Here is a 24,920-nt window from a genome sequence, read left to right on the forward strand (position 1 = left end):
AGCCCTGCCGAATCAATGGCGGGGCTTTTTTTCTCTATTTCCATCAACATCATTTGAAGCTCCATTTCTGAACTTTTAGACTTCTGATTTTAGCATTCAGAATTATGTTCTATGACTTTTCTTTAACTTACTTTTTCAAAACCACCGAATCCTTATGAAAAAAGTTCTTGCCATTTTGCTTCTACTTGGAAGCATCACTGCAACTGCACAAACCTACGATTCCTCCCTCCCTATCAAATACCGAAATATCGGCCCTTTTCGCGGCGGTCGATCAGTGGCTGCTAGCGGAGTGGTAAATGATCCGCTGACCTACTACTTCGGCACTACCGGAGGAGGACTCTGGAAAACCTCGGATGCAGGTCAGCATTGGGAGAATATTTCCGATGGATTTTTTACGACGGGTTCGGTTGGTGCCGTAGCTGTCGCCGAAAGCAATCCCAACATTGTCTATGTCGGAATGGGTGAACATGCTCCCCGGGGCGTGATGACCTCCTATGGGGACGGCGTATATAAATCCACCGATGCAGGCAAAACCTGGAAAAAACTAGGCTTGGAGAAGACCCAACACATCTCCCGAATCCAAATCCACCCAACCAATCCGGATATTCTTTACGTGGCCGCCCAGGGCGCTCTGCATGCTCCAAACGAGGATCGAGGCGTGTATAAGTCCATCGATGGAGGTTTGACTTGGGAAAAAGTCCTCTTCGTGGACAACATGACCGGAGCTGTGGAGCTTTCCATGGACATGAATTTCCCGGAAATCCTGTATGCCGCCATGTGGGAGCATCAGCGTTTCCCTTGGCAGGTGAAGTCCGGCGGTCCGGGCTCGGGACTTTACAAATCCACAGATTCCGGAAAGACCTGGAAGAAAATCCACAAAGGTTTGCCTGAGGAAAAAGGAAAAATGGCCATCTCCGTCTCTAGAGCCAATTCCAATAAGGTTTATGCCCTGATCGAAAGTGATACTGAAAAGGATCTCGGTGGTCTCTTCGTCTCTGATGACGCCGGAGAAAGCTGGACACTAATCAACAAAAGTAACCGACTTACTCAACGAGCTTGGTACTACATTGAAGTCTTCGCTGATCCCGTAAATGAGCATAAAGTCTATGTGCAAAGTGCGCCATTTCTGGTATCGATCGACGGCGGCAAAACCTTCGAAGACATCGACGGCCCGCACGGGGACTACCACGATCTCTGGATCAATCCTAAAAATGCCAACAACCTAATCCTGGCAGATGACGGTGGCGGTTCCATTTCTTTCAATGGTGGGAAAACCTGGTCTGTTCAGAGCAATATGCCTACCGCTCAGTTTTACCGAATTAATGTGGACAATCAATTTCCCTATCGCATCTATGGTGGGCAACAGGACAATACATCTGTAGTGATTTCCAGCATGGCCTTGGGCAGAGGAGGGATAACTCAAGAGCATTGGAACTATTCCGCAGGGGGAGAAAGCGCGTTTTTGGCCTTTGACCCGGATGATCCGAGATATGTATTGGGTGGAAGCTACCAAGGCACGATCGAAGTGCTTGACATGAAGACTCAGGGCTCCACCAACATCATGGCCGCCCCGATCCAATACCTGGGGATGGACGCGAAGGACATGAAGTACCGGTTCAACTGGAACGCACCGATCATCTGGTCCCAGCACGAACCCAATACCTTTTATCATGCTGCTCAGGTTTTACTGAAAACCCAGGATTGGGGAAAAACCTGGACAGAAGTTTCCCCTGACCTCACCCGAAATGAAAAATCCAAGCAAGGAAAAGGTGGCGTGCCTTACACCAATGAAGCCGTGGGTGCAGAAAACTACGGCACCATCGCCTATGTAATCGAAAGCCCGCACGAGACTGGAGTTATCTGGACAGGTTCTGATGATGGCCTTGTTCATCTAACCCGTGACGGAGGAAAAACCTGGACCAATGTCACTCCAAAAGACTTGAAAGAAACCCTTGTAAATGCCATTGAGGTTTCGCCTCACGATCTGGGGACTGCCTATATCGCGACGACCCGATACAAATTCAACGATTATACGCCTGCACTCTACAAGACCACCGACTACGGAAAGACCTGGACGAATATCTCCAAAGGCATTCCCTACGGTGCCTTTACCCGAGTGGTACGAGAGGACACGAAAGTGAAAAACCTGCTTTTCGCGGGAACTGAAACGGGAATGTATATCTCAAAAGATGGCGGTGCAAATTGGTCATCTTTCCAACTCAACCTTCCACTCACTCCGATTACCGATCTAAAAGTAGCCCATGATGACCTGATCGTGGCGACGGCAGGACGATCCTACTGGATTCTCGATGAGCTGAATGCCGTGCGGGAAGTACAGGCCAAAGCAGACAAAATCACGCTCTACACTCCAGAAAAAGCCCTTTTGGGCAACTGGTATTCCAGCATGAACAGTGGCAATCTGGACAGATTCACAGGCACGCATCCTTTTCAAGGACATAACCCTGCCAATGGCATGGTGATCTACTATCACTTGCCCGAAACCTTTGCCGACAGCACTGAATTGACTTTGGAAATTCTTGATGCCAAAGGAAATCTGGTGCGAAAACTGAGTTCCAAAAAAGATCCGGATTTCAAATCCTACGACGGTGGACCTTCACCCGAACCGACAATCTCCACGCGCAAAGGAGTCAACCGATTTGTCTGGAACCTGCGTTATCCGACGGTACAGGGTATCCCAAGCGCCTACATCGAATCGAGCTATGCGGGCCACAAAGCCATTCCTGGCACCTACACCCTTCGACTCAGCGGTGGAGGAGTGACAGCCGAAGCCAAAGGGGAAATCGTGGACGTTCCGGATTACAACCTCACTCCTGCCGACTACCAAGCCTATCACGAATGGATGAGTCAGCTGGAAAGCGAGGTCACCACCATGCACACCCTAGTCAATACTGCCAAAGCCTACCAAGACCAACTCAAAGACTTGGTCAGTCGCTTGGATAAAAAAGCGGAATACAAAGACCTAAAGACCGCTGCCGAAACCCTAATCAAAGAAATCCAAGCTTGGGATGAAGACATGGTACAGCGCAAGTCCACCGCCTATGATGACGTGGAAAACTTCCCCAACAAGTTCACCGCTAACTTTCTATTTATGATGAACCACGGAGAAAGCAGTATACCAAAAATCAACGAAGGCACCAAAGCCCGCTATGCCGAACTGATGGAACAGTGGAAACCCCTCAAAGCAGAAGGCGAGCGACTGATCCAAACTGCCGTGCCGGCATTTAATAAGTTGGCGAGTGAGAAGGGCGTTGGGGTGTTGTTTGTGAAGTGAGGAAAAAAGGCTGGGTGGAATTTTTAATTCCATCCAGCTATTCCTAAATTCATAAGAAAGGAACAGTAATGAAGGATAATAAGAAAACCAAGGATCTAAAGACCTTAGATCAATTTATTGAGGAAGAATTTGGGTCTATGGGAACGAAATCAAGGGATAGATTTGAAAAGGGATTTAGGGCTTTTGAAAGATCTTTCTTGGACAATAAACGGAATGGATTTTTCGAAATTAGTGTTTAGAACCAATTTATAAATTGTTTTGAATGTTTGAGTGAGATGACAAATCCCACCCAGCGTCAAGAAGAACTTCAAAGGATAAGAGTAGATATTACACCCAAGGGGGGTAGAAGATAATGAAGTGACCCTTTTTAGTGTTTGGCCCATGAAAAAAGAGGAAAGACCTAAGGTACTTTTTACAGATGAGCAATTGTGGTAGACGGGTTACAGAAACACTTTTGCAAATTCACACTCATTCTGAATCCTTACTTTTTCCTTGACAACTTGTCAAGTTAGGACTAACTTAGGTCAAAATCAGACAGCTATGACACTGACGATGCATATTGGGGAGTTTAAAGCTAGGTTTTCCGAAGTAGTGGAACTGATCAAAAACGGCGTAACCATCAAGGTAATCAAGGGAAAGTCCGGTGATTTGGTTGGCTATTTTGGCAAAAATCTCGAGCCTGCAAAACCTGTTAGGCGAACCTTGGGATTCTTTAAGGAGCAGGGTGTGACTATTAACCAAGAGGACCTCCTTTGGTCTGATCGGGAATTGGAAGAGTTTGGGCTATGAAGTATTTGCTCGACACTCATGTGATTTTGTGGCTCGCCTACGAAGACAGTAAACTCAGCAAAGGAGCCAAAGAGATCCTACTTGATATAAAAAACGAGATTTATTTAAGTGCTGTAAGCTTTTGGGAAATCGGATTGAAATTCCAGTCGGGAAAATTAGACTTAAAGGGCCATAATCCGGAAATTCTGAAAGCCGGATTTGATCAAAATTTTGATTTCCATGAGTTGAATTTGGAAATGGATGATACGGTTACAATTTACAACCTGGATTCATCCATTCACAAAGATCCTTTTGACCGAATGCTGATCTGGCAATCGCTACGGCACGGTTTAGCTTTTGTCACAGCGGATGAAAATATTCAACGCTATCAGGAAATTGGACTAAAAGTAGTGTGGTGATCAAGGGGATTTGAACGGTTTAAATTTTCAACAACCAAACTTAGGTGGTTCTTAGCAATTCTCCTGAAGCTCAAATTAGGACTGAATTAAGTCCGAGCGCTATCACTCGGCAATAAAACCCGAGTACTCACCTAGCCTTTTTCCACTAAAATCCTTAAACTTAGTCTATCAAATCATTTTGACATCATTTTTCATTCTTACCTGATTTTAAAAGTTCATCTAATGGAAATCCATCAAGAAGACAATGGCAAAAAAGGAAGTTTTTATATCCTCCTCGAAGGCAAAAAAGAGGCGGAAATGACCTATACCTGGGCGGGAACTCATCGAATGATCATCGACCATACCGAGGTCGGTGATGCGCTCAGGGGAAAAAATGCCGGCAAACAACTCGTAATGAAAGCGGTCGAATTTGCCCGGGAAAAAGGAATCAAAATCCTCCCCCTGTGCCCCTTTGCTAAAAGTGTTTTCCAAAAAACAGCAGAAATACAAGACGGACTCTAACTCACTACACTCATGGACAAGGACAATCTCACCAAAGAATATAGCAATGGCGAAGTCACCATCCTATGGCAGTCAGGCAAATGCATCCACTCCGGAAACTGTGTTAGAAATAACCCGGATGTATTCCAGCCCAAATCCAAACCATGGATCAAGCCTGAAGCAAGCACCACCGAACGAATCATCGAAACGGTGAAAAAGTGCCCATCTGGAGCGCTGACATTTTACTTGAACGAATAGTAAGGGGAATAGTCAAGCTGGGAGAGTTTAAAGAACACACTCTCGGCGTAGATGGTAAGGACCTATACTAAAATTCTTTCTTCTCCCCATTTGAGTATTGTTTGACCCTGACCACTCCCACTATTTTTAGAGTGTAGTGCAACTCGAAGTGCGGATTTTCCATCCTCAGCCTGAATCAATCTCATTTCTAAACCAACTGGAACAATGAAAATCACAAAAACAAGCATCCCACTTGTTGCGCTTGCCTTTTCCCTATTCGTATTTGCACAAAGTGTAACAGCCCAAGAAGTCGAAAGAAACAGAAGCAAGGCTGTCTATGTGGAAGTATTTGGAAATGGACTTACCTATTCCCTGAATTATGATACCCGATTCAGTAAAAGTTTAAAAGGACTTGGGGGCCGTGTGGGTATAGGATATCTGGCGATGGAGGGAGATAATCTAACTTCTATTCCCATCATTGTAAATTACCTATTTGGGAAGGACAAGCACTATTTTGAAGTTGGTGCAGGCACTACTTTTCTAGCTGCATCGAGCCCTACTCAATTTGGAACTATTGATACCCGGGAAAAGGGATCTGCTTTTATCGGAACGATGAGTTTTGGTTACAGACTGGAACCCCAAAATGGAGGCTTTATGTTCAGAGCAGGCATCACTCCATTATTTGACGGAACTTCCTTTTTCCCATTTTGGCCGCAGGTCTCTTTCGGATATTCATTTTAGAATGCGCTGGAATCCTTCCGTAGGAAAAACTATTTGAAACATTTCAGCTTTTAGCTGATGTGTTTCAGTTCCCTCCAAGGCTTAGTTTCTTCTCAGTAATTTGAAGTTCAATAAGGCGCAGAATGAAGTCTTAAACTTTCACATCTTGGCCATTGACTATTCCAAAGAGAAAAAAAGTTTTACGAAGCCATCGAAATTGCCCTTCACCCTACCGGATTGGAAATAATCAGACTTCCCTACGATTTTTTTGGTAATCCAGGTAATGACCATGCAGATGGCGATCAAATCAATTACCTGGAAATAGAAAACGTGATTTTTGTTCCGGTTTTTGACCTAGCCGAAGACATCGTGGCAATTCGTATCATCAAAACTTGTTTCCCCAATCAGAAAATCATCCCAATTGAATCCAATGAACTGGCTAAAAATGGGGGAATTCTGAATTGCATTAGTTGGACTATTCGGCGGGATTAATTGCAGATGTTTACTGAAAGATTTCTGAAATCTTCACTCCTTAAGGCCAGAAAATGAAGCAGCCGACGTTCTAAATGATCTTTCCTTACCTCTGATCAGGATTTTTTCTTCTCCCCAGGACCAATCCCAAAAATGCTCTAGCTTTAATCCTCAGGATAGTAAGGAACCACTTTTTTGATATACATCACACCGCCTGTCCTGATGATCACCTCAGACTGATTCCCTTTTTCGTCATAGCGATATTCGGTGGTTGTCGTAGAAGTCAGTACCGTATCGCCCTGCACGATATCGTACTTCTCGTTGCGTATTTCTTCGTTTCGGTCATTGTAATATTTCTTGTAAAAGACAAAAAGCTGATCTGCCGCATTGTACCACTTCTGCAAGACTTCATTGCCTCTTTGATCATAGGCATATTCGAGTTTTCCTTTCAGATTCCCATTGGGAAGAAAATCAGTCATCAGTAAAATGCGTCCCTCTTCATCGAGTTGATCGACCGAATTTTGGACAATGTCTTTTCCGTTATAGATGAGTTTCGTATATGAAATTGGCTTTTGGGGATCATAGGTGATTTCTTTCAACGCTGTCTCCTTAACTCCGGAAATAATCTGAGTTTTAATCAACCTTCCTTTTTGATCGTAGGTGTGATCCGCTCTGGATCTGAGTTCTCCGTTCAACTCATAATTTTCCTGATAATCTACCAACCCATTTTTTAGGTAGAAATACCTTGTTCCACCATTTACCCGGCTGGTATCTTTTCGGTAAATCTGATACCCAACTTTCCGTCCTTTATCATCAAACTCGTAGATCTCCCAAGAACTCACCTGGGGTTCATCCGTGGAGTTTTCGGGAATGGGTGCATGATCAATGATTTGAACATGATGCGGCTTGCCTTTGAGTCCTTCGTAGGGAATCAACCCCTTTTGTCCCAAGCAAAAGTTGGATAGAAATAAAAAGGAAATGAAGGTAATAACCTCAATGGAACTGACATTGGAAATTTTTTTTTTCAGATTCATGGGAATGAGAATTGAGCTAAACTAAAAAAGATTTCGATTATATCTAGCAAAAAAATCTTTGATCTGGGCATATCCGATTATGTTAAAATCAACACTTGTCAGAGATTCCGTGACATAAGGTCGATTAGATCCTTTTGGGGATAGTGTCAAAGGATCCACATTGACTTCCTTTAAATTCTTTTTTGAGCAAAAATAATTCAGAAAATCAAAGACCGATTTGGGCATTTTTATCTGAAATTCTTCTTTTGATTGAGTCGGCTTTCATGTATCTTTTAACATGAAAAAGAATTTAGGAAAGGCACACACTGTACTTCGCCTTTTTTTGGCGGTGTTATGTGCTTACCTATATTTTGGTGAAGTAATAACAGGTGCATGGGGCGTAGTCATGTTATTGTTGGCTTTTCTTTACCTATTTACAGGCCTTACTTCTTATGCTCCTTTGTATGACATTTTTAATATGAGTACCCGACGGTCAAAGAAAAAAGTTGATAACCCTTAGGTCTGGTCCATGAATTTTTTGGTATCAACCCTAGAGTTTATAGTATGGACTGTTGCTAGTCTGATTTCACTTTTGAGTGTAGTTTTATTCATCAAATCTCACTGGCCGGCTGTAACAATCTGGGGACTAAATGTATTCGTATCTGCACTTTCCCCTGTCTTTATTTTCTTTGGAGGATTGATCCTTTTAGTTGGCCTGGTTACCGGCAATCCTTTCCACATACTCTTAGGCACCTATGCCACTTTGGTTTATATGTTTCATTTTTTTAGCGTAACCCGACCACCTGATTCAGCATGCGGTTTTGAACAGGCCTTTGGAAGTAATTGGAGAGATCAAATACGTCCAGAACAACAAAAATACTTCCTCCCACACCGTAGGATCCTGAGACTACCCATGTTGCCTGAACCTCAGCTTGAGCAAAACATCCCCTTTGCGACTATTCCAGGCACCGATCATCAACTTTTGTGTGACATCGTGAAACCACCCTCCATGATAAAATCATCTGGGATTGCCTTCATTTTCTTGCATGGTGGTGCATTTTATACGATGGACAAAAATTTTCGTACGGAGGAACTCTTCAGGCACCTTGCCGCACAGGGACATGTGATCATGGATGTTGCTTTTCGACTGGCATTTGAAACCGACCTGATGGGCATGATCCATGATGTGAAAAGAGCCATTTTTTGGATGAAGGAGAATGCAAAACGCTATTCAGTAGGCCCGGAGATGATCATTGTAGGCGGAGGTTCTTCCGGTGGGTACCTGGGCTTGATGGCAGCCTATACTGCTACCGATACGAGGTTTACGCCCAATGAGCTTTATGGAAAAAACACCAACTGCGCTGCTGTGATTACCGAATACCCGGTCTCCGATCTGAAAGCACTGTTTTACCATACTGATGAAAGTAAAACCTCCGGGGCTGAAAACCAGAATTCAATTAAAAAACCACCTATTAAAATTCCGCTCTGGCTAATGAAAATAATAGGCAACAATTATGACCGGCTGGGGATTGACAAGGGAATTGACAAAGTGGGCACGATTGCGCCTTTGATGGGAGGAACACCTGAGCAATGCCCGGAGAAGTACACCTTTTTTTCACCTTTCACCTATGTAAGCTCAACCTGCCCGCCGACTTTGCTGATTCATGGTGATCACGATATCATGGCTCCGGTGAAATCCACACAGCTTTTATACGAAAAACTGATTCAACAAAAAGTAACAGCAGTGCTGCACATCATTCCACAAACAGATCATGCTTTTAGTCGTTTTTTACCTGCTATCGCTCCGGCAGCCCATAATTTATTCTATGATATTGAGCGGTTTATGGCCTTGATTGCAAACCAGAGGAAATGAATTTGGAACCCAAACTTGGAGTCTCACAGGGTCAGCTTCATCCGCCTATCTGATGGTAAAGCTCCAAAATTCCAAATCCGAACATTTGGTATTATTCCTTAAGCTGGTTACCGGTGCTCGCCGGAGCTTGGCCAAAGTGAGGATTACCTATCCAAAAACCCCTCTAGAAGCTGTTTTGATTTTTTCCCTCCCAAGTGACACTTACCTCCACCTCCCTTTTCTCTGAGCAAAGGAAAAATTCAAGATCAGTTCTCTTTGTCTGTATTCTTTTCTAATTGCTGTCGTCCTGTTTGCCTGGATGATCAAAAACCGATAAAAACAACCCGTGGGGAAACCTCCAGTCATTGCATAGCCCGGAGATTTCCATTGCAGCCTAGGACTTTTTGATCCCAATTCAGCCAATTTCCTCTGTAATCTCCTTAAATTCAAGTAGTCCATGGCATTGCCTTGAAAACTATGAAACTCTGGTTTTTCATTCTTTTTATTCTCACGTTTTTCCAGGCTGATCATTATCAGAAACTGCGAAATGAGATGGTCAAAACCCAATTGGAGGCCAATGGAATTCACCATCCCCTTGTGCTTCAGGCGATGCGCAAGGTGCCTCGACACCTTTTGGTACCCGGCAATGTCCGCCATTTGGCTTATGAAGATGGTCCACTGCCCATAGGATATAAGCAAACCATTTCCCAACCTTACATTGTCGCCTATATGACTGAGGCCATCGATCCGAAGCCTGGCATGAAGGTCTTGGAAATCGGAACCGGCTCCGGGTACCAAGCAGCCGTTTTGGGTGAAATAGTGGCTGAGGTTTACACTATCGAAATCGTCAAACCACTGGGCGAAAAAGCCCAAAAGGACTTGGCCGAATTGGGCTATAAGAATGTGTACGTGCGAGTGGGTGACGGGTACAAAGGATGGCCTGAGGAAGCACCTTTTGATGCCATCATCGTGACCGCTGCACCTGATAAAGTCCCTCAGCCCCTTATCGACCAATTAAAAGAAGAAGGAAAAATCATCATTCCGGTCGGGCCAAATGCCAATACTCAGGAGCTTCGTCTTCTTGAAAAAAAGAAAGGAAAAATCCGAACTACCTCCTTGTTTCCTGTCCGATTTGTACCCTTCGTCAGGGACAGTTTAAGCCACTATTGAAACTCAAACGTTCAGAATTAAAGGTTCCAATTTCACCTAACATAAAAAGTAAAAAAAGAATCCTCCTGCAAATCTTTGAAACCATCATTTCCTTGGGAAAAAGGTCCCCTGCAACAGCTACTTCGGGTAAGCCGATCCGATGAATCACATTTTTGCGCTCCACCTCCTTGCAAGCGTTCCATTTTAGCCCAGGCTTTCCTGCATTTTTCCTACCTTTGCGCTTTCCAAAGAATTCATCCCAAATCCATTACTCAATGGCCACCAAAAAAATACAATCTGCCCTCATCTCAGTCTATTATAAAGACAATCTCGAACCGATCATCGCCCTCCTAAAAAACCACGGAGTGAAAATCTACTCCACTGGAGGTACCCAGAAATTTATCGAGGAGCAAGGCGCAGAAGTAATCCCTGTGGAAGAATTGACCAGCTATCCGTCCATTTTTGGAGGAAGAGTAAAAACCCTTCACCCGAAGGTCTTCGGCGGTATTTTGTATAGAAGAGAGAATGAAGGAGATGTGGCCCAGGCAGCCGAATACGATATCCCGGCCATTGATTTGGTGATCGTGGATTTGTATCCTTTTGAAGAGACTGTGGCTTCCGGCGCATCTGAATCGGATATCATTGAAAAAATCGATATCGGAGGCATCTCACTCATCCGAGCTGCAGCCAAAAACTTCAAAGACGTGATCATCATCGCTTCCAAAAATCAGTACGGAGAACTCGAAGCCAAACTGGAGGCTCAAGACGGAGGCACCACCATCGAAGACCGTCGCTATTTTGCCGCACAGGCCTTCCAAGTGTCTTCCAACTACGACACCCATATCTTCAATTACTTCAACCGAACAGAAAATATCCCTGCTCTGAAAGTTTCCGAAAGCAAGTCCAAAGCGCTTCGGTACGGGGAAAATCCTCATCAGGCAGCACATTTCTATGGAAATCTGGAAGACCTATTTGACCAATTAAACGGAAAGGAATTGTCCTACAACAACCTTGTGGACGTAGATGCAGCAGTGAACTTAATTGCTGAATTTCCTGACCAAACTGCCTTTGCCATCCTCAAACACACCAATGCTTGCGGGTGTGCGACAGCTGATACGGTAAAAGAAGCCTATCAAAAAGCTTTTGCCGCTGACACAACCTCTGCTTTTGGAGGAGTATTGGTAACCAACAGAACCGTAGATAAAGACGCTGCGGAGGAAATGAATTCGCTTTTCTTTGAAGTATTGATCGCACCGGAATTTACCGAGGAGGCCCTTACTGTCCTCAAAGGAAAGAAAAACCGAATTCTGCTTCGTCAGAAAATGGCTTTACCGGGGACTAAGATGATCAAGACTTTGCTCAACGGAGTGATCGAGCAGGATAAAGATCTGGCTACCGAGAGCAAAGCAGATTTCAAAGTGGTCACCAAAGTCGCACCAACAGAGAAAGAATTGGATGCCTTGGTATTCGCAGCAAAAGTCTGCAAACATACCAAGTCAAACACTATTGTATTGAGCAACGATTCTCAGCTATTTGCTTCAGGAGTGGGGCAAACTTCCCGAGTGGATGCCCTGCGTCAGGCAATCCTCAAGGCGAAGGAATTTGGCTTTGACCTCAAGGGGGCTGTAATGGCTTCCGATGCCTTCTTCCCTTTCCCTGACTGTGTAGAGATCGCTCATGTAGCAGGAATCAGCGCTGTTGTTCAGCCAGGAGGATCAATTAAAGATCAAGACAGTATCGATTTCTGCGATGCCCACGGCATGAGTATGGTCATGACGGGAGTACGTCATTTCAAACATTAATTGGAAGTAGCTAGTAGCTAGACTTTAATGTCAAGACCTCCGGTTCATTTAGGATCGGAGGTTTTTTTTGTATTCCGATTATTCGTTCGAGAGAGCTGTACCATCTGAATTCACCAAAGTTGAATCCCCCTTTTTACTTTTCTAAAAACCAGCACTTTCAGAGGTGAATTGGATCAATATTTTTCTTAATTTGATAGAGGTGCCAAGCTCAGAAAAATGACTTTTGGACAATTGCAAAACTTCCGAAACGAATGTCTTTAAACAGATGGAAAAGACTACATCCTACAGACCCCAATCCGAAATCGATCCAAAAGACTTTTCGATCATACTGGGCGGCCCATTTTTCCAGTTGCTAAGAAAAGCCCACCTCAGTGGGAATGCCTTGGAACTGGTCAAAAAAAGAACGTTGATCATTTCCCTTTTGGCCTGGTTGCCGCTATTCCTCTTGTCTCTTTTGGAAGGAACGGCCTGGGGTGAGGCTATCGTGTTACCCTTTATCAAGGACATCGAAGTTCAAGTTCGTTTTTTGATTGCGTTGCCAATCATGGTAGTTGCGGAACTCATGGTACATGAAAGGATGCGTATTGTGGTCAATCAGTTTTTGGAAAGAGAGCTGATTCCCGAATTAGAAAAACCCAAATTTATTAAGGCAATTGAGTCCGCTTACCGCTTAAGAAATTCCTTTGCCGTCGAACTTTTCATCGTAGTTCTTATCTATGTCATTGGATACAATGTAGTTTGGGAAAAATCCATTGCGGTAGACGCAACGGCCTGGTTTACTGAAAATGGACAAGGTGAAAGAGGCCTTTCTATGGCTGGGATGTGGTTTAGGTATTTTAGCCTACCCGTATTTCAATTCCTTTTCCTTCGATGGTACTTCAGGATATTCATTTGGGCAAGATTCCTTTTCCAGATTTCCAAGATAAAGCTAAGGCTTTCGCCTATGCATCCGGATTATCTCGGAGGGCTTGGTTTTATTTCCAACATCGTCTTTGCATTTATGCCATTGGCGATAATGCACGGGGTGGTGCTGGCAGGATCTATAGCCAATCATATATTCCGGGAAGGAACCACTCTTCTCGATTACAAATATGAAATCATCGTCATCACTTTGATTGTGCTTTTTTTGGTTGTAGTTCCCTTATTGGCTTTTTCCTCCCAACTGGCTGAAGTCAAACGACAGGGAAACAGAACGTATGGCAAACTGGCGATTCAATATGGACATGATTTTGATACCAAATGGATCAACTATAATCAGCAACCAACTGAGACGCTCCTTGGCAACCATGACATCCAAGCACTCTCAGACCTTCAAAATGCCTTTAAAATAATCCGTGACATGAGGATGGTACCTATTTCACGAAATGATATCGTGATGTTGATAGCCGCCACCATAGCTCCTGTATTACCCCTTCTTCTGACCATGATGCCGCTAAATGAGATTATTCAAATGGCTGCAGGGATTCTTTTCTGATTTCCCTATTTCTACTGAATGGGCTTCTCCAAGAGTATTCTCGCTTGTTGAGAAAAATCTTCCCTACTTATCGTGTTATGGATATCTCCTGAAACAGGTGTGTTTTCCAAGGGCTCTAGTTAAAAGCACTTTTTCCATCCCCTAGACTTGTGTAAAGTCAAAAATGAATGAATTCTATTCCTTTCATTTTCGGCCTCGAATCCTCTATTTTGCCGTGCAATTTCCAACAGTTCATATTAGTCCTCGTATTTCCTATTTCGTATTTCGTACTTTTGAAGACTTATGAAGTCCCATCAGCTCAAATTATATAACACCCTCTCCCGTCAAAAGGAGGATTTCGCCCCCATCAACCCTCCTTTTGTTGGCATGTATGTCTGCGGACCTACGGTCTATGGCGATGCTCACCTCGGTCACGGCCGTCCGGCAGTCACGTTTGACACAGTCAATCGCTACCTGACTCATTTGGGTTATCGGGTGCGCTACGTTCGCAACATCACCGATGTGGGGCACCTGACCGGTGATGCTGACGAGGGTGAAGACAAAATCGCCAAAAAAGCCAAACTCGAGCAGCTCGAACCCATGGAAGTAGCCCAGCAATATACGGACACTTACCATCGGGATATGGCTTTGCTCAACACTTGGAAACCCAGCATCGAGCCTCGTGCCACAGGCCACATTCCAGAACAGATCGCCTTGGTGGAAGCTATTCTCAAAGAAGGTTTGGCTTATGAGGTCAACGGTTCTGTCTATTTCGATGTATTGAAATACAACAACAGCTACAAATACGGAAAGCTATCCGGGCGTGTCTTGGACGAATTGATCAGTGGGAGCAGAGATCTTGATGGGCAGGGAGAAAAACGTAATTCGGTGGATTTTGCCCTTTGGAAAAATGCTGCTCCAGAACATCTGATGAAGTGGGAATCCCCATGGGGAGTGGGTTTCCCGGGCTGGCACCTCGAGTGTACAGCCATGAGCTCCAAGTATCTGGGCACCCAATTTGACATTCATGGCGGTGGGATGGATTTGATGTTCCCTCATCACGAGTGCGAAATCGCCCAAGGTAACGCCTGCAATCATAAAGATCCGGCCAAGTACTGGATGCACAACAACATGATCACCATCAACGGACAGAAGATGGGCAAGTCGCTGGGCAACTTTATCACGCTGCAAGAACTTTTCACAGGAAATCATCGACTGTTGGAACAAGCCTACAGCCCGATGACGATCCGCTACTTCATGCTCACGGCTCATTACCGCTCGACCTTGGACTTTTCCAACGATGCGCTAAAAGCAGCACAGAAAGGCTACAAAAAGATCATCAACGGCCTGAGAATCGCACGTGCATTGGAATACACGCCAAATCCGGAGATCAGCTTGGACCCAGAACAAATCAAACAGGTAGAAAGCAGCATCACCGCAGCCTACCGTGCGATGGATGATGATTTCAATACGGCCCAAGCCATCGGTCATCTATTCAATTTGCTGAAAAAGATCAACTCGATCTTCACCGGACAGCTTGCCTCTGCGGCTTTGGGAGAGGAAGTTTTTGCTAAGCTGAAAGATACCTTTATCACGTTTGTGGTGGACATATTGGGCCTGATCGAAGAAAAAAGCGACGTGCAGGACTCCATGATCGAGCTTTTGCTGAAGCTTTATTCTGAAGCCAAAACTGCCCGTGACTACGCCAAAGTAGACGAAATCCGCGCTGGATTAAAAGCAATGGGTTTTGTAGTAAAAGACATGAAAGACAGAATCGACTGGGCTTATGAAGAATAATAAAACCTGGCTTATTGCCTTGTTGGTATTTGCCTGGGCCTGCTCAGGTGAAAAGACCACTGAAACAACCGTCACCGAAGCAGTAGTAAAGCCCTATCCTAGTTTCAATGCTGACTCTGCTTATGTGTTTGTTCAAAAACAAGTGGATTTTGGACCTCGTGTACCAGGTACAAAAGGACATGCCGACACCAAAGCCTGGATGATTTCAACTTTGGAAAAATATGGTTGGTCTGTACAGTCTCAGGATTTTCAGGCAAAGACCTATGACGGGTTGACTTGGAACCTTTCCAACATCATTGCCTCTTTCAATCCCCAAGCCAGCAAACGAATCCTGTTGGCTGCACATTGGGATACACGAAGAATCGCCGATAAGGATACCGAACGGCTTAACGAACCCATAGACGGGGCTAATGACGGGGGTTCTGGCGTAGCTGTATTAATGGAAATCGCAAGAACTATAGCCTTCCAGGACTTGAAGCCTGAAGTGGGGATTGATTTGATCTTTTTTGACGGAGAAGATGATGGTGAACCTGAAAACGCCCGACTGCGCGACAATTCACAGATTTGGTGGTGCCACGGGTCTCAGTATTGGTCCAAGAATAAGCATATTCCAAACTACTCTGCTTATTATGGCATTTTGGTGGACTTAGTGGGAGGTAAAAATGCCAAATTTTACAGGGAAGGCTACTCCAGAAAGTATGCTTCAGGAATTCTTTCGAAAGTGTGGGGCAATGCGGCTCAGTTGGGGCACAGTGACTTCTTTATTCAAAAGGATGCTCCAGAAATCCTCGACGACCATGCATTCGTCAATGAGTGGGCTGGAATTCCAATGATTGACATCATTGAGTTTTCACCTGACTTTGGATTTGGCCATTACCATCACACCCATCAGGACAATATGGAACTCATTGATGCCCGTACCTTAAAAGCAGTTGGAGAGACTGTTTTGTTTACAGTTTATCAGGAATAAGGTTTTTTCCCAAAATCTTTGCTTTATTCGTAATTGCAGACGATTGCAGGTTGAGGTAACTAGAAAGCACTAAAAATGAAGAAGGGTCATCAGATCACGATGAAGGAAATCGCTAAAAAGCTCGGCGTGTCGGTTTCCACCATTTCCAGAGCGCTCAAAGACTCCCCGGAATTGCATCCTGAGACCAAGCGAAAGATCGTGGAAGCTGCCAAGGAAATGAATTATCAACCCAATCTCCTAGCACAAAGTCTCCGTATCAGCCGATCCAAAACGCTAGGTGTCATTGTCCCCGAGATCACTTCTCACTTCTTCGCTTCCTGTATCAGTGGTATCCAAGACACGGCAAACAAGCGTGGGTACAATGTAATGATTTGTCAAAGCAACGAATCTATCGAACAGGAAAAGGCCAATATCCGAACTCTGGTTTCCAGTCAGGTGGATGGCCTTTTGATTTCGTTGAGTCGGGAAACCAATAAGTTTGATCATCTCTACGAGCTCTACGATCGGGAAATCAACTTTGTATTATTTGACCGGGTACAAGAGGATATCCCAGTTTCAAAAGTCACCTTCAACGATGCCGGTGGGGCTTATCAAGTGACCAAACACTTGTTGGAAAATGGTTCCAGAAGAATCGTATATGTCTCCGGTCCGGAGGATTTGTACATTTCCAAAAAACGAAAAGAAGGCTATCTCCGAGCCCTGGCAGAATTTGGAGTACATCAGGACAATTCCCTAGTCAAAATCACCGACCTTACGGAGGCTGGAAATATCAAAGTAGCCCGTGACATTCTGAACATGCGCCCACGGCCTGATGCTGTTTTTTGCATGATTGATCCGGTGGCTGTAGATGTATTAACCGAATGGAAAGCTCAAGGGATCAAAATTCCAGAGGATATTGCCTTGGCGGGTTTTACGAATAATCCAACATCAGCTGTAGTCGAACCCCCTCTTACCACAGTTTCCCAGCCTGGCTACGAGATGGGGAAACTGGCCGTCAGCCACCTTTTGGATCAACTGGACGGAATCGCCTCCGAGGATCCGATCTCCATTGTATTGGAAACCACTCTTGTCCCAAGGAAATCCTCCCAGCATTTTGAAGTGAAAAAGTAATCGGTTATTGTGTTATTAGTTATTGACCTAACAGGGAGCTTCTCTAATAACTGATAACCAATGACTTAATAACCAGTCCCATGCACACCCAACTCACCAAGACCTTTCAATCCTATTTTGCCACTACTCCACTTGTTGCTTTTGCTCCGGGACGGATCAACCTGATCGGGGAGCATACAGACTATCAGGAAGGTTTTGTTTTTCCTGCAGCAGTTTCACAGGGCATTTGGGTAGGTATTCAAAAAAACAGCCTAACTGTATGCCGCTTGTATTCCATGGATTTTGCCCAGGAATTCAGCTTTGAGTTGGATTTTATCTCTCCGAAAAACGGGCATTGGGCCACCTATGTCATGGGCATGTGTGCACTGATGAAGCAGTCTGGCTACGAGGTACAGGGATTTGACATGGTGATCGGTGGTAATATCCCGGTGGGTTCAGGACTTTCCTCTTCTGCAGCACTGTCAGTAGCGATTGGAACTGCAATTTCCGGTTTGTTTGACTTTCAGATACCCAAGAAAAACATCGTACTCTACGCTCAGAAGTCCGAGCACCTCTATGCCGGAGTCAAATGCGGGATCATGGATCCTTATGCTTCCGCTTTTGGAGCAGCTGGAAAAGCCCTTCTATTGGATTGCCGAAGCAATACGCATGAAGAAATCCCGGTGAATCTCGGCGAATATTCCCTGATCCTGGTCAATTCCAAGGTGAAGCATTCCTTAGCAGATTCTGCTTACAATAAGCGTAGAGAAGCCTGCGAGGAAAGCGTCAAAATTCTTCAATCCGAGTTTCCGGAGATTCATACCCTGCGGGATTTGAAAAATTCCGATCTGGAAAAAGTGAAGCAACTCCTTCCGTCAGAACTTTTTCCAAAAGCAAAGCACGTCATCACCGAATGTGCCCGGGTACACGAAGCCGCTGCAGCCTTGCAATCCGGAGACTTGGCTTCCTTTGGAAAACTGCTAAATGCCTCTCACCAAAGTCTCAGTCAGGACTTTGAAGTGAGTTGCCCAGAATTGGATTTCCTAGCGGATAAAGCTCAAGCCCTCGATATTGTCTTAGGTACCCGAATGATGGGAGGAGGCTTTGGCGGCTGCACGATAAATCTGGTTAAAACCTCCGAATTGGAAGCTTTCCAAGCAGCCTTGAAAACTCCATACCAACAAGCCTTCCAAAAGACCCCTGAGTTTATTTTGGCGGAGATCAGTGAGGGGGCGAGGGTACTTGGGTAAAAAAAAGAGACCTGCCAGGATTTGAAATCCTGACAGGTCTAATCATCCTGAAATTTTCCTCCATCGAAGGAAAATCCCCATTTCTACTTCCTTTTATACTTCGCTACCCGCTCGTCTTGGATGACTCCTGACCAGTTGAGTCCGAAGGTGAAATCATAGGCATTGCCAGCGGCGTCCACATGCACTTCCATGTCATGGGCGGTGTCTTCCAACTGAGTCTCCACTGCCGCCATCGAAGCTGGCAACTGAATCGGAAGCAGTGCGGATGGCTCATATTTACCACTTACCAGATCGAAAATCACCTGATCCTGCACTCCGAAGTGGAAGAAAATGCCCTGAACTTCTTTTTCAAATTCTGCCATCACCATGGGATTGGCAGCTTTGATAACCACAAAAACCGGCTTATCCCCCATTGCTTTTTTGGTATCGAGGATGGTCTTTAGATCCTGGAAGTTGGCGGTTTCTACCGACTTGTTTTTGTAGGATCGATTGGTCACTGACGGGTCCATCACTGGGTCTCCGGCAGCAAGGCTTTGCTCCCTGGCGAGTTCGGCTTTGTAGGGAGCGTATTGTAGGGAGATCGGTACGTAGCCATTTCCGCCTTTTTCACGATCAGCAAGGTCATAGCCGGTACCTGATTCAGGACTTTCCACAAAAACGAGGGAGAAATCTGCCTCTTCGGCTGTTTTCACCACTTCGAAATACTTCGCAGCAATCTCCAGATTGACCGGATCGATCCACCTGGGCTCGGTTTTGATTCCCCACCAGTTGGTCGTAGAAGGTACATAACGCTGCGGAATAAAGACTTTCTTTCGCTCTTTGATCGGCAAGGCTTGCGCTTCATTTTTCAGTAAGACCACAGACTTAACTTGAGCGTTGTAGCCTTCTTCCATAAACTTCGCATTTCCTACTTTTTGCTCAGTGACTTGCGGATCTAGGTACGGATTTTCAAAGAGTCCTGCATTGAAAATATTGCGAAGCAATCGCACGGCTGACTGCTCGATTCGGGCTCTTGCCGCATCTACACCCATTTCTTTCTCCATCAGTTCGAAGGCTTCCAAAACCGGGACTTTGTCATTATTTCCTCCAAACTGATCCCCTCCTGCCATCAAGACTTTGAAATGTCGATCCGCAATTGTGGCCGTTTCCATGCCCCAGGGCTTTCCTGCAAAGGTGTTCACATTGTCTCGCTCATTACCCGTCACGCCCCAATCGGTACACACCACGCCCTCGTACCCGTATTCTCCACGGAGCAAGTCTGTGATCAGATACTTGGAATACGCATTGGCGACGTTTTCTCCACTTTTATCCTGACCGAATGAAATGGTGTAGTAAGGCATGACTGCGGTAGCTTTTCCTGTAGGGCCATTCAGCTTAAATGCACCTTCGGTAAAAGGCACAAGGTGCTCCGAAAAGTTGTTTCCCGGATACACGGCAAATTTGCCATAGGCAAAATGTCCATCTCGACCGCCTTCTTCAGGGCCTCCGCTTGGCCAATGCTTGACCATGGCATTGACGCTGTGATAGCCCCAACCACCCGCGATCTCGGCCTCACCTGTGGATGTCTGAAATCCATCCACATAGGCTCTTGCCAAATCGGCTGCTAAGCGGGAATCTTCTCCAAACGTACCCTTGATTCTGTTCCAACGAGGCTCCGTGCCCAAATCGATCTGAGGGGAAAGCGCTGTCGAAATACCCAAAGCCCGATATTCTTCGGAGGCAATCTCTCCAAATCGCTGCACCAAAGCAGGATCAAAAGTCGCCGCCATGCCCAAGGATTCCGGCCACATGGAAATAGTTCCTCCTGCCCCGGCATTGTATTCCGTACTGGCTACAGGGCTGTGACGGGGATCAGAACTGTTATTGGCAGGAATACCAAACCCCAATCCCTCCACAAAAGCCTGCACCTTATTGTTCCACTCAGCGGCTACTTTGGGACTTTCCACCCTTGTAATCAAAACATGGCGCAGGTTATCCTCTTCCAAAAACTTCTTTTGCTGGTCGGAAATGCTGGAGGTCGGCAATCCGCTTTCTGAGATAGGCTTGCCACCATAGGTCCCTGCACCAAAACCCTGTGGATTGGCAGGGATGGATTGATGCGAACTGTAGAGCATCAATCCGGCGATTTGCTCCTTGGAAATCTTGGAAGCCAAGTCCTTGGCTCGCTCCTCCACCGGTAGTCTCCAGTCTTCGTAGGGATCAAGAGAACCGTTTTTGTTGAGGTCTTTGAAAGCAAGTCCCGAATCCTTCAAAATCGTGACTCCGGAAGACTTGGAATAGCCCAAAGTCTGTCCCATGGACTGCTTGACGATAACTATGTCTTCACCGATAGTTTGCTCGGTGATCTGATTGCTTTCGCAGGCAAAAAGGCTAAGCGAAAGCAAAACTGCGGTAGTTTTAACTGGTCTCATGTGGAGAATTAGTTTCGTATTTGGAAAGACAGGACTAGCTTCTCAAACCCGCCTTATTTTTCACCTGCAATATCGGGATTTTTTATTGTTCCAACCTGTAACAATAGCCATTCTCATCATGAAAAATTACCGAAATTCAGTTACTTAGGGGCCGAATTCGGAGAAACCTCTATTTTGCAAAAAATTAATCCAAACCTTATGAATTACCCGAAAAACCTACGTAGCCTGCTCTTTTTGCTTGTGCTGTTGGGAGTAGGTTTGGCTTCTTGCTCCAAAAAGCGGGAAGGCCAACCGAAAGTGCTGGTTTTCAGCAAAACTGCTGGATATTATCATGAATCCATTCCAAATGGGATCGCTGCAATCCAAAAATTGGGAGCAGAAAACGGCTTTGCGGTAGATACCACCAAAAATGCCGAGTTGATCAATGAAGAAAACCTTGCTCAATATGCAGCGGTCATCTTCTTAAGCACGACTGGTGATGTTTTGGATCACTACCAAGAGGCGGATTTCGAACGCTACATCCAATCAGGAGGTGGCTTTGTCGGAATTCACGCCGCCGCTGACACGGAGTATGAGTGGGGCTGGTATGGACGATTGGTCGGTGGATATTTCTCAGACCATCCAGGCATCAACGATCCTCATCCAAACGTGCAGCCTGGAAAAATCACCAAAACGGGCGAAAAGCATCCTTCTGTAGACTTTTTGCCTGAATCTTGGGAGCGTACCGACGAATGGTACAGCTATAAAAAAGTCAATCCAAACACCAAAAAACTCTTACTACTCGATGAAGCTTCCTATCAGGGAGGTGCGGACATGGGCGAGCATCCGATAGCTTGGTACCATGATTTTGACGGAGGCCGTGCTTACTATACCGGAGGAGGTCATACCAAAGAATCTTATGAAGAAGCTGACTTCTTGAAGCATCTATTGGCGGGTATCCAATATGCTATAGGAGAAAATGAAGAGTTGGACTACAGCAAAGCCAAATCCAAGCGCACACCAGAGGAAAATAGATTCACCAAGACTACCCTTTCCATCGGTCAGTTTACCGAACCGACAGAAATGACTGTACTGCCAAATCTGGATATTTTGGTTGCCCAAAGAAGAGGAGAAATCCTCCACTACAATAACGCCACCGGCGAACTGAAAGAAGTCGCCAAATTGGATGTGTACTGGAAAACCGAAGTGAAGGGCGTGAATGCGGAAGAGGGTTTGATGGGCTTGCAAAAGGATCCAAATTACGCTACAAATAATTGGGTGTATGCCTTCTATTCACCGACTGGCGATCAGGAAATTAACCGACTTTCCCGATTCAAGTTTGCCAATGGAGTCTGGGATATGGCTTCCGAACAAATCATTCTCGAGCTGTATTCCCAGCGGGACATCTGCTGTCATACCGGTGGTTCGATCACCTTTGACAAGGACGGAAATTTGTTCCTGTCCACGGGTGACAACTCTACTCCATTCAATCAGCCTGGCTCCAAATACACACTCAACGGCTACGCTCCACTCGACAGTCGCGATGGCAACAAGCAGTGGGACGCCAGAAGAAGCTCCGGCAACTCCAACGATCTAAGAGGAAAAATCCTCCGAATCAAAGTAAATGAAGATGGAAGCTATACCATTCCTGAAGGCAACCTGTATCCTCAAGGCACAGAAGGCACCCGACCTGAGATCTATGTTCAAGGCTTGAGAAACCCTTATAGAATCTCTGTAGATCAGAAGACCAACTTCCTCTATTGGGGTGAAGTAGGACCTGATGCCGCCAATGATTCGCTTGATGTAAAAGGTCCGCGTGGCTACGATGAAGTAAATCAGGCAAGAAAAGCGGGGCATTTTGGATGGCCATATACCATTGGAAACAACTTCGCTTATCGGGAATTCAACTATGAGACTGGACAGACGGGTCAGGCCTTTGACATTAACGGACCGGAAAACAATTCTCCAAACAATACCGGTTTGAAGAAACTTCCTCCGGTAGAGCCTGCCTTTATCTGGTATCCGTATGCAGTATCTCCTGATTTCCCTCAATTAGGTACAGGAGGACGTAATGCCATGGCTGGTCCTGTGTACTATTCCGATATGTATCCTGCAGAAACACGCATGCCTGATTATTTTGACGGCAAGTTGTTTATCTATGACTGGATCAGAGGATGGATCAAAGTAGTGACTATGCAGGAAAACGGTGATTTTGACAAGATGGAACCCTTCATGAAAGGCACCAAATTCAACGCTTTGATGGATATGGAAATGGGTCCCGACGGTAAAATCTACATTCTCGAATATGGAAACGGCTGGTTTACCAAAAACCCGGATGCAGGTCTCTTCCGAATCGACTACAATGGAGGAAATAGAGCTCCAGTGGTGGCAGACTTGAAAGTAGACAAGACTTCAGGTAAGAATCCGCTTACCGTGACCTTGACTGCATCTGCCTCAGACCCTGAGAAAGATCCATTGACTTATACCTGGGACCTTGGCAATGGTGAAACCAAAACTACCAGCGATCCTACCCTAACCCATACTTTTAACACCGTGGGTGAATACGAAATAAAAGTGACAGCCAACGATCCTGCTGGATTGGCAGGAACAAGCACCTTGGTATCTGTGTATTCAGGTAACGTTGCACCAGTGGTGACCATCCAAGTAGAAGGCAATCAATCCTTCTACTTCCCCGGTAAGAAGGTAAGCTACTCTGTTTCTGTCTCAGATGAAGACCATCCTGATGCAGCTTCTGATATGTCTAGCCTTTATGTTGCAGCGGACTACCTCCAAGGCATCGATCAGGCAGAAGCAGATATGGGTCATAAAATCATGAGCGAAGCGATGACTGGAAAGTCTCTGGTACAATCCCTGACCTGTAAAACTTGCCATAAGGAAAATGAGGCTTCTATCGGGCCTTCTTATACCGAAGTAGCTAAAAAATACAGAGAAAGAAACCGTGATTACCTGGTCAACAAGATCAAAAATGGTGGTGGAGGAGTATGGGGAGAAACAGCCATGCCTGCCAACCCAGACCTGAAAAATTCAGAGGTCAATGCTTTGGTGACTTACATCCTTTCCCTAAGAAAAGAAAGCAAGCCAAGTCTAGCCGCCAAAGGAACCGTGGATCCGACTTTAGGCAATCCTCCTTCTCCAACCGGCTCTTTGGTATTCTCAGCTTCTTATACCGATAAAGGAGGCGAAAATATCAAACCAATGACCGGTTCTTCCTCCTTGGTATTGATTCCAAATACCGTGGATTTGGCTCAGGCCGGTGATTTTGCAACGTATACCAAAATGGTCTTCGACGGCAGAACCTTGCTGATGGTACCTAATACCAAGGGCTCATTTGCACTGCCTGCCATTGATTTGACAGGAATTGGTTCGGTGACTTTGATGACAGCTTCCCAAGAAGCGCTTAAAGCTCCGGTCAAATTTGAGATCCGACTGGACAGTCCTACCGGGCCTGTGGTTGCTGAAGGATTCCATCAGGAAAGTGAGGGATTCAAAGCACCAAACATGCCTATCCTAATGCACCAGGCAAACATCCCAGTATCTGGAACCACGGACGGCAAAAAGCATAAGCTTTACTTCGTAAGTGATGCCAATGGTGCTGAACTGGGAACATTCATTCTGACAGGAATCACCTTTAATGCGAAGTAATAACTATAAAAATCCTATCACCCTGGCCTGTGTCCTCACAGGCCAGTAAAATTAAAGCCAGCCCGAACTCATTTCAGGCTGGCTTTTTTACTTTAGCATAAAGGG

General features: G+C 45.4%; 19 protein-coding genes. 17 read left to right on the forward strand and 2 right to left on the reverse strand.

Translation table 11 applies throughout. The features are described from left to right. Positions 1-154 precede the first annotated feature (154 nt). The 7 genes from DDT91_RS07715 to DDT91_RS07745 all read left to right on the forward strand — a co-directional run bounded on the left by DDT91_RS07715 (position 155) and on the right by DDT91_RS07745 (position 6,408). A complete protein-coding gene (locus DDT91_RS07715) occupies positions 155-3,292 on the forward strand; it encodes a glycosyl hydrolase (protein ID WP_187175595.1) in 3,138 nt (1,045 codons plus the stop codon). A gap of 540 nt (positions 3,293-3,832) precedes the next feature. After that, positions 3,833-4,081, forward strand: a complete 249-nt coding sequence (locus tag DDT91_RS07720) for a hypothetical protein (protein WP_187175596.1) — start codon at positions 3,833-3,835, stop codon at positions 4,079-4,081. Beyond that, positions 4,078-4,479: a type II toxin-antitoxin system VapC family toxin gene (locus DDT91_RS07725; protein ID WP_187175597.1), complete on the forward strand. Its 402-nt coding sequence runs from the start codon at positions 4,078-4,080 to the stop codon at positions 4,477-4,479. Before DDT91_RS07720 ends, DDT91_RS07725 begins: the two co-directional genes overlap by 4 nt. A 222-nt stretch (positions 4,480-4,701) precedes the next feature. Next, a complete protein-coding gene (locus DDT91_RS07730; RefSeq protein ID WP_187175598.1) occupies positions 4,702-4,980 on the forward strand; it encodes a GNAT family N-acetyltransferase in 279 nt (92 codons plus the stop codon). Positions 4,981-4,992: 12 nt separating this feature from the next. Continuing rightward, on the forward strand, positions 4,993-5,217 hold the full coding sequence (locus DDT91_RS07735) for a (4Fe-4S)-binding protein (RefSeq protein ID WP_187175600.1): 225 nt from the start codon (positions 4,993-4,995) through the stop codon (positions 5,215-5,217). Between the two features lie 204 nt (positions 5,218-5,421). Next, positions 5,422-5,937 carry a hypothetical protein gene (locus DDT91_RS07740; protein WP_187175601.1) on the forward strand — a complete coding sequence of 172 codons (516 nt, stop codon included), beginning with the start codon at positions 5,422-5,424 and terminating at the stop codon, positions 5,935-5,937. Between the two features lie 216 nt (positions 5,938-6,153). Next, positions 6,154-6,408, forward strand: a complete 255-nt coding sequence (locus tag DDT91_RS07745; protein ID WP_187175603.1) for an agmatine deiminase family protein — start codon at positions 6,154-6,156, stop codon at positions 6,406-6,408. Positions 6,409-6,551: 143 nt separating this feature from the next. Here DDT91_RS07745 and DDT91_RS07750 read toward each other — a convergent pair whose 3' ends face one another. Further along, the gene (locus tag DDT91_RS07750; protein WP_187175605.1) at positions 6,552-7,421 is read right to left on the reverse strand and encodes a hypothetical protein; all 870 of its coding nucleotides are present in this window, start codon (positions 7,419-7,421) and stop codon (positions 6,552-6,554) included. A gap of 277 nt (positions 7,422-7,698) precedes the next feature. Here DDT91_RS07750 and DDT91_RS20790 point away from each other — a divergent pair, with 277 nt between their 5' ends. The 9 genes from DDT91_RS20790 to galK all read left to right on the forward strand — a co-directional run bounded on the left by DDT91_RS20790 (position 7,699) and on the right by galK (position 18,762). Further along, positions 7,699-7,920: a DUF2892 domain-containing protein gene (locus DDT91_RS20790; RefSeq protein ID WP_187175607.1), complete on the forward strand. Its 222-nt coding sequence runs from the start codon at positions 7,699-7,701 to the stop codon at positions 7,918-7,920. A 9-nt stretch (positions 7,921-7,929) separates the two neighbouring features. Further along, positions 7,930-9,273, forward strand: coding sequence for an alpha/beta hydrolase (locus tag DDT91_RS07760; protein WP_222718620.1), 1,344 nt, complete (start codon positions 7,930-7,932; stop codon positions 9,271-9,273). Between the two features lie 456 nt (positions 9,274-9,729). After that, complete coding sequence (locus DDT91_RS07765; protein WP_187175609.1) at positions 9,730-10,422, forward strand: protein-L-isoaspartate(D-aspartate) O-methyltransferase; 693 nt, start codon at positions 9,730-9,732, stop codon at positions 10,420-10,422. 254 nt (positions 10,423-10,676) lie between these two features. Beyond that, positions 10,677-12,203 carry a bifunctional phosphoribosylaminoimidazolecarboxamide formyltransferase/IMP cyclohydrolase gene (purH, locus tag DDT91_RS07770; protein WP_187175611.1) on the forward strand — a complete coding sequence of 509 codons (1,527 nt, stop codon included), beginning with the start codon at positions 10,677-10,679 and terminating at the stop codon, positions 12,201-12,203. Positions 12,204-12,468: 265 nt separating this feature from the next. After that, complete coding sequence (locus DDT91_RS07775; RefSeq protein ID WP_187175613.1) at positions 12,469-13,677, forward strand: hypothetical protein; 1,209 nt, start codon at positions 12,469-12,471, stop codon at positions 13,675-13,677. A gap of 282 nt (positions 13,678-13,959) precedes the next feature. Further along, the gene (gene cysS, locus DDT91_RS07780; RefSeq protein WP_187175615.1) at positions 13,960-15,453 is read left to right on the forward strand and encodes a cysteine--tRNA ligase; all 1,494 of its coding nucleotides are present in this window, start codon (positions 13,960-13,962) and stop codon (positions 15,451-15,453) included. Further along, complete coding sequence (locus tag DDT91_RS07785; protein ID WP_187175617.1) at positions 15,443-16,423, forward strand: M28 family peptidase; 981 nt, start codon at positions 15,443-15,445, stop codon at positions 16,421-16,423. Before cysS ends, DDT91_RS07785 begins: the two co-directional genes overlap by 11 nt. A 75-nt stretch (positions 16,424-16,498) precedes the next feature. Then, positions 16,499-17,533 (forward strand): LacI family DNA-binding transcriptional regulator, encoded by a 1,035-nt coding sequence (locus DDT91_RS07790; RefSeq protein WP_187175618.1) that lies wholly within the window; start codon positions 16,499-16,501, stop codon positions 17,531-17,533. An 80-nt stretch (positions 17,534-17,613) separates the two neighbouring features. Then, entirely contained in the window at positions 17,614-18,762 is a 1,149-nt protein-coding gene (gene galK / locus DDT91_RS07795) for a galactokinase (RefSeq protein ID WP_187175619.1), read from the forward strand. 83 nt (positions 18,763-18,845) lie between these two features. Here galK and DDT91_RS07800 read toward each other — a convergent pair whose 3' ends face one another. Beyond that, complete coding sequence (locus tag DDT91_RS07800; RefSeq protein ID WP_187175620.1) at positions 18,846-21,173, reverse strand: glycoside hydrolase family 3 protein; 2,328 nt, start codon at positions 21,171-21,173, stop codon at positions 18,846-18,848. Positions 21,174-21,371: 198 nt separating this feature from the next. Here DDT91_RS07800 and DDT91_RS07805 point away from each other — a divergent pair, with 198 nt between their 5' ends. Beyond that, positions 21,372-24,815 (forward strand): ThuA domain-containing protein, encoded by a 3,444-nt coding sequence (locus DDT91_RS07805; protein ID WP_187175621.1) that lies wholly within the window; start codon positions 21,372-21,374, stop codon positions 24,813-24,815. The last annotated feature ends 105 nt before the right edge of the window (positions 24,816-24,920 follow it).

This window comes from Algoriphagus sp. AK58, from assembly GCF_014324365.1.
GTDB lineage: Bacteria > Bacteroidota > Bacteroidia > Cytophagales > Cyclobacteriaceae > Algoriphagus.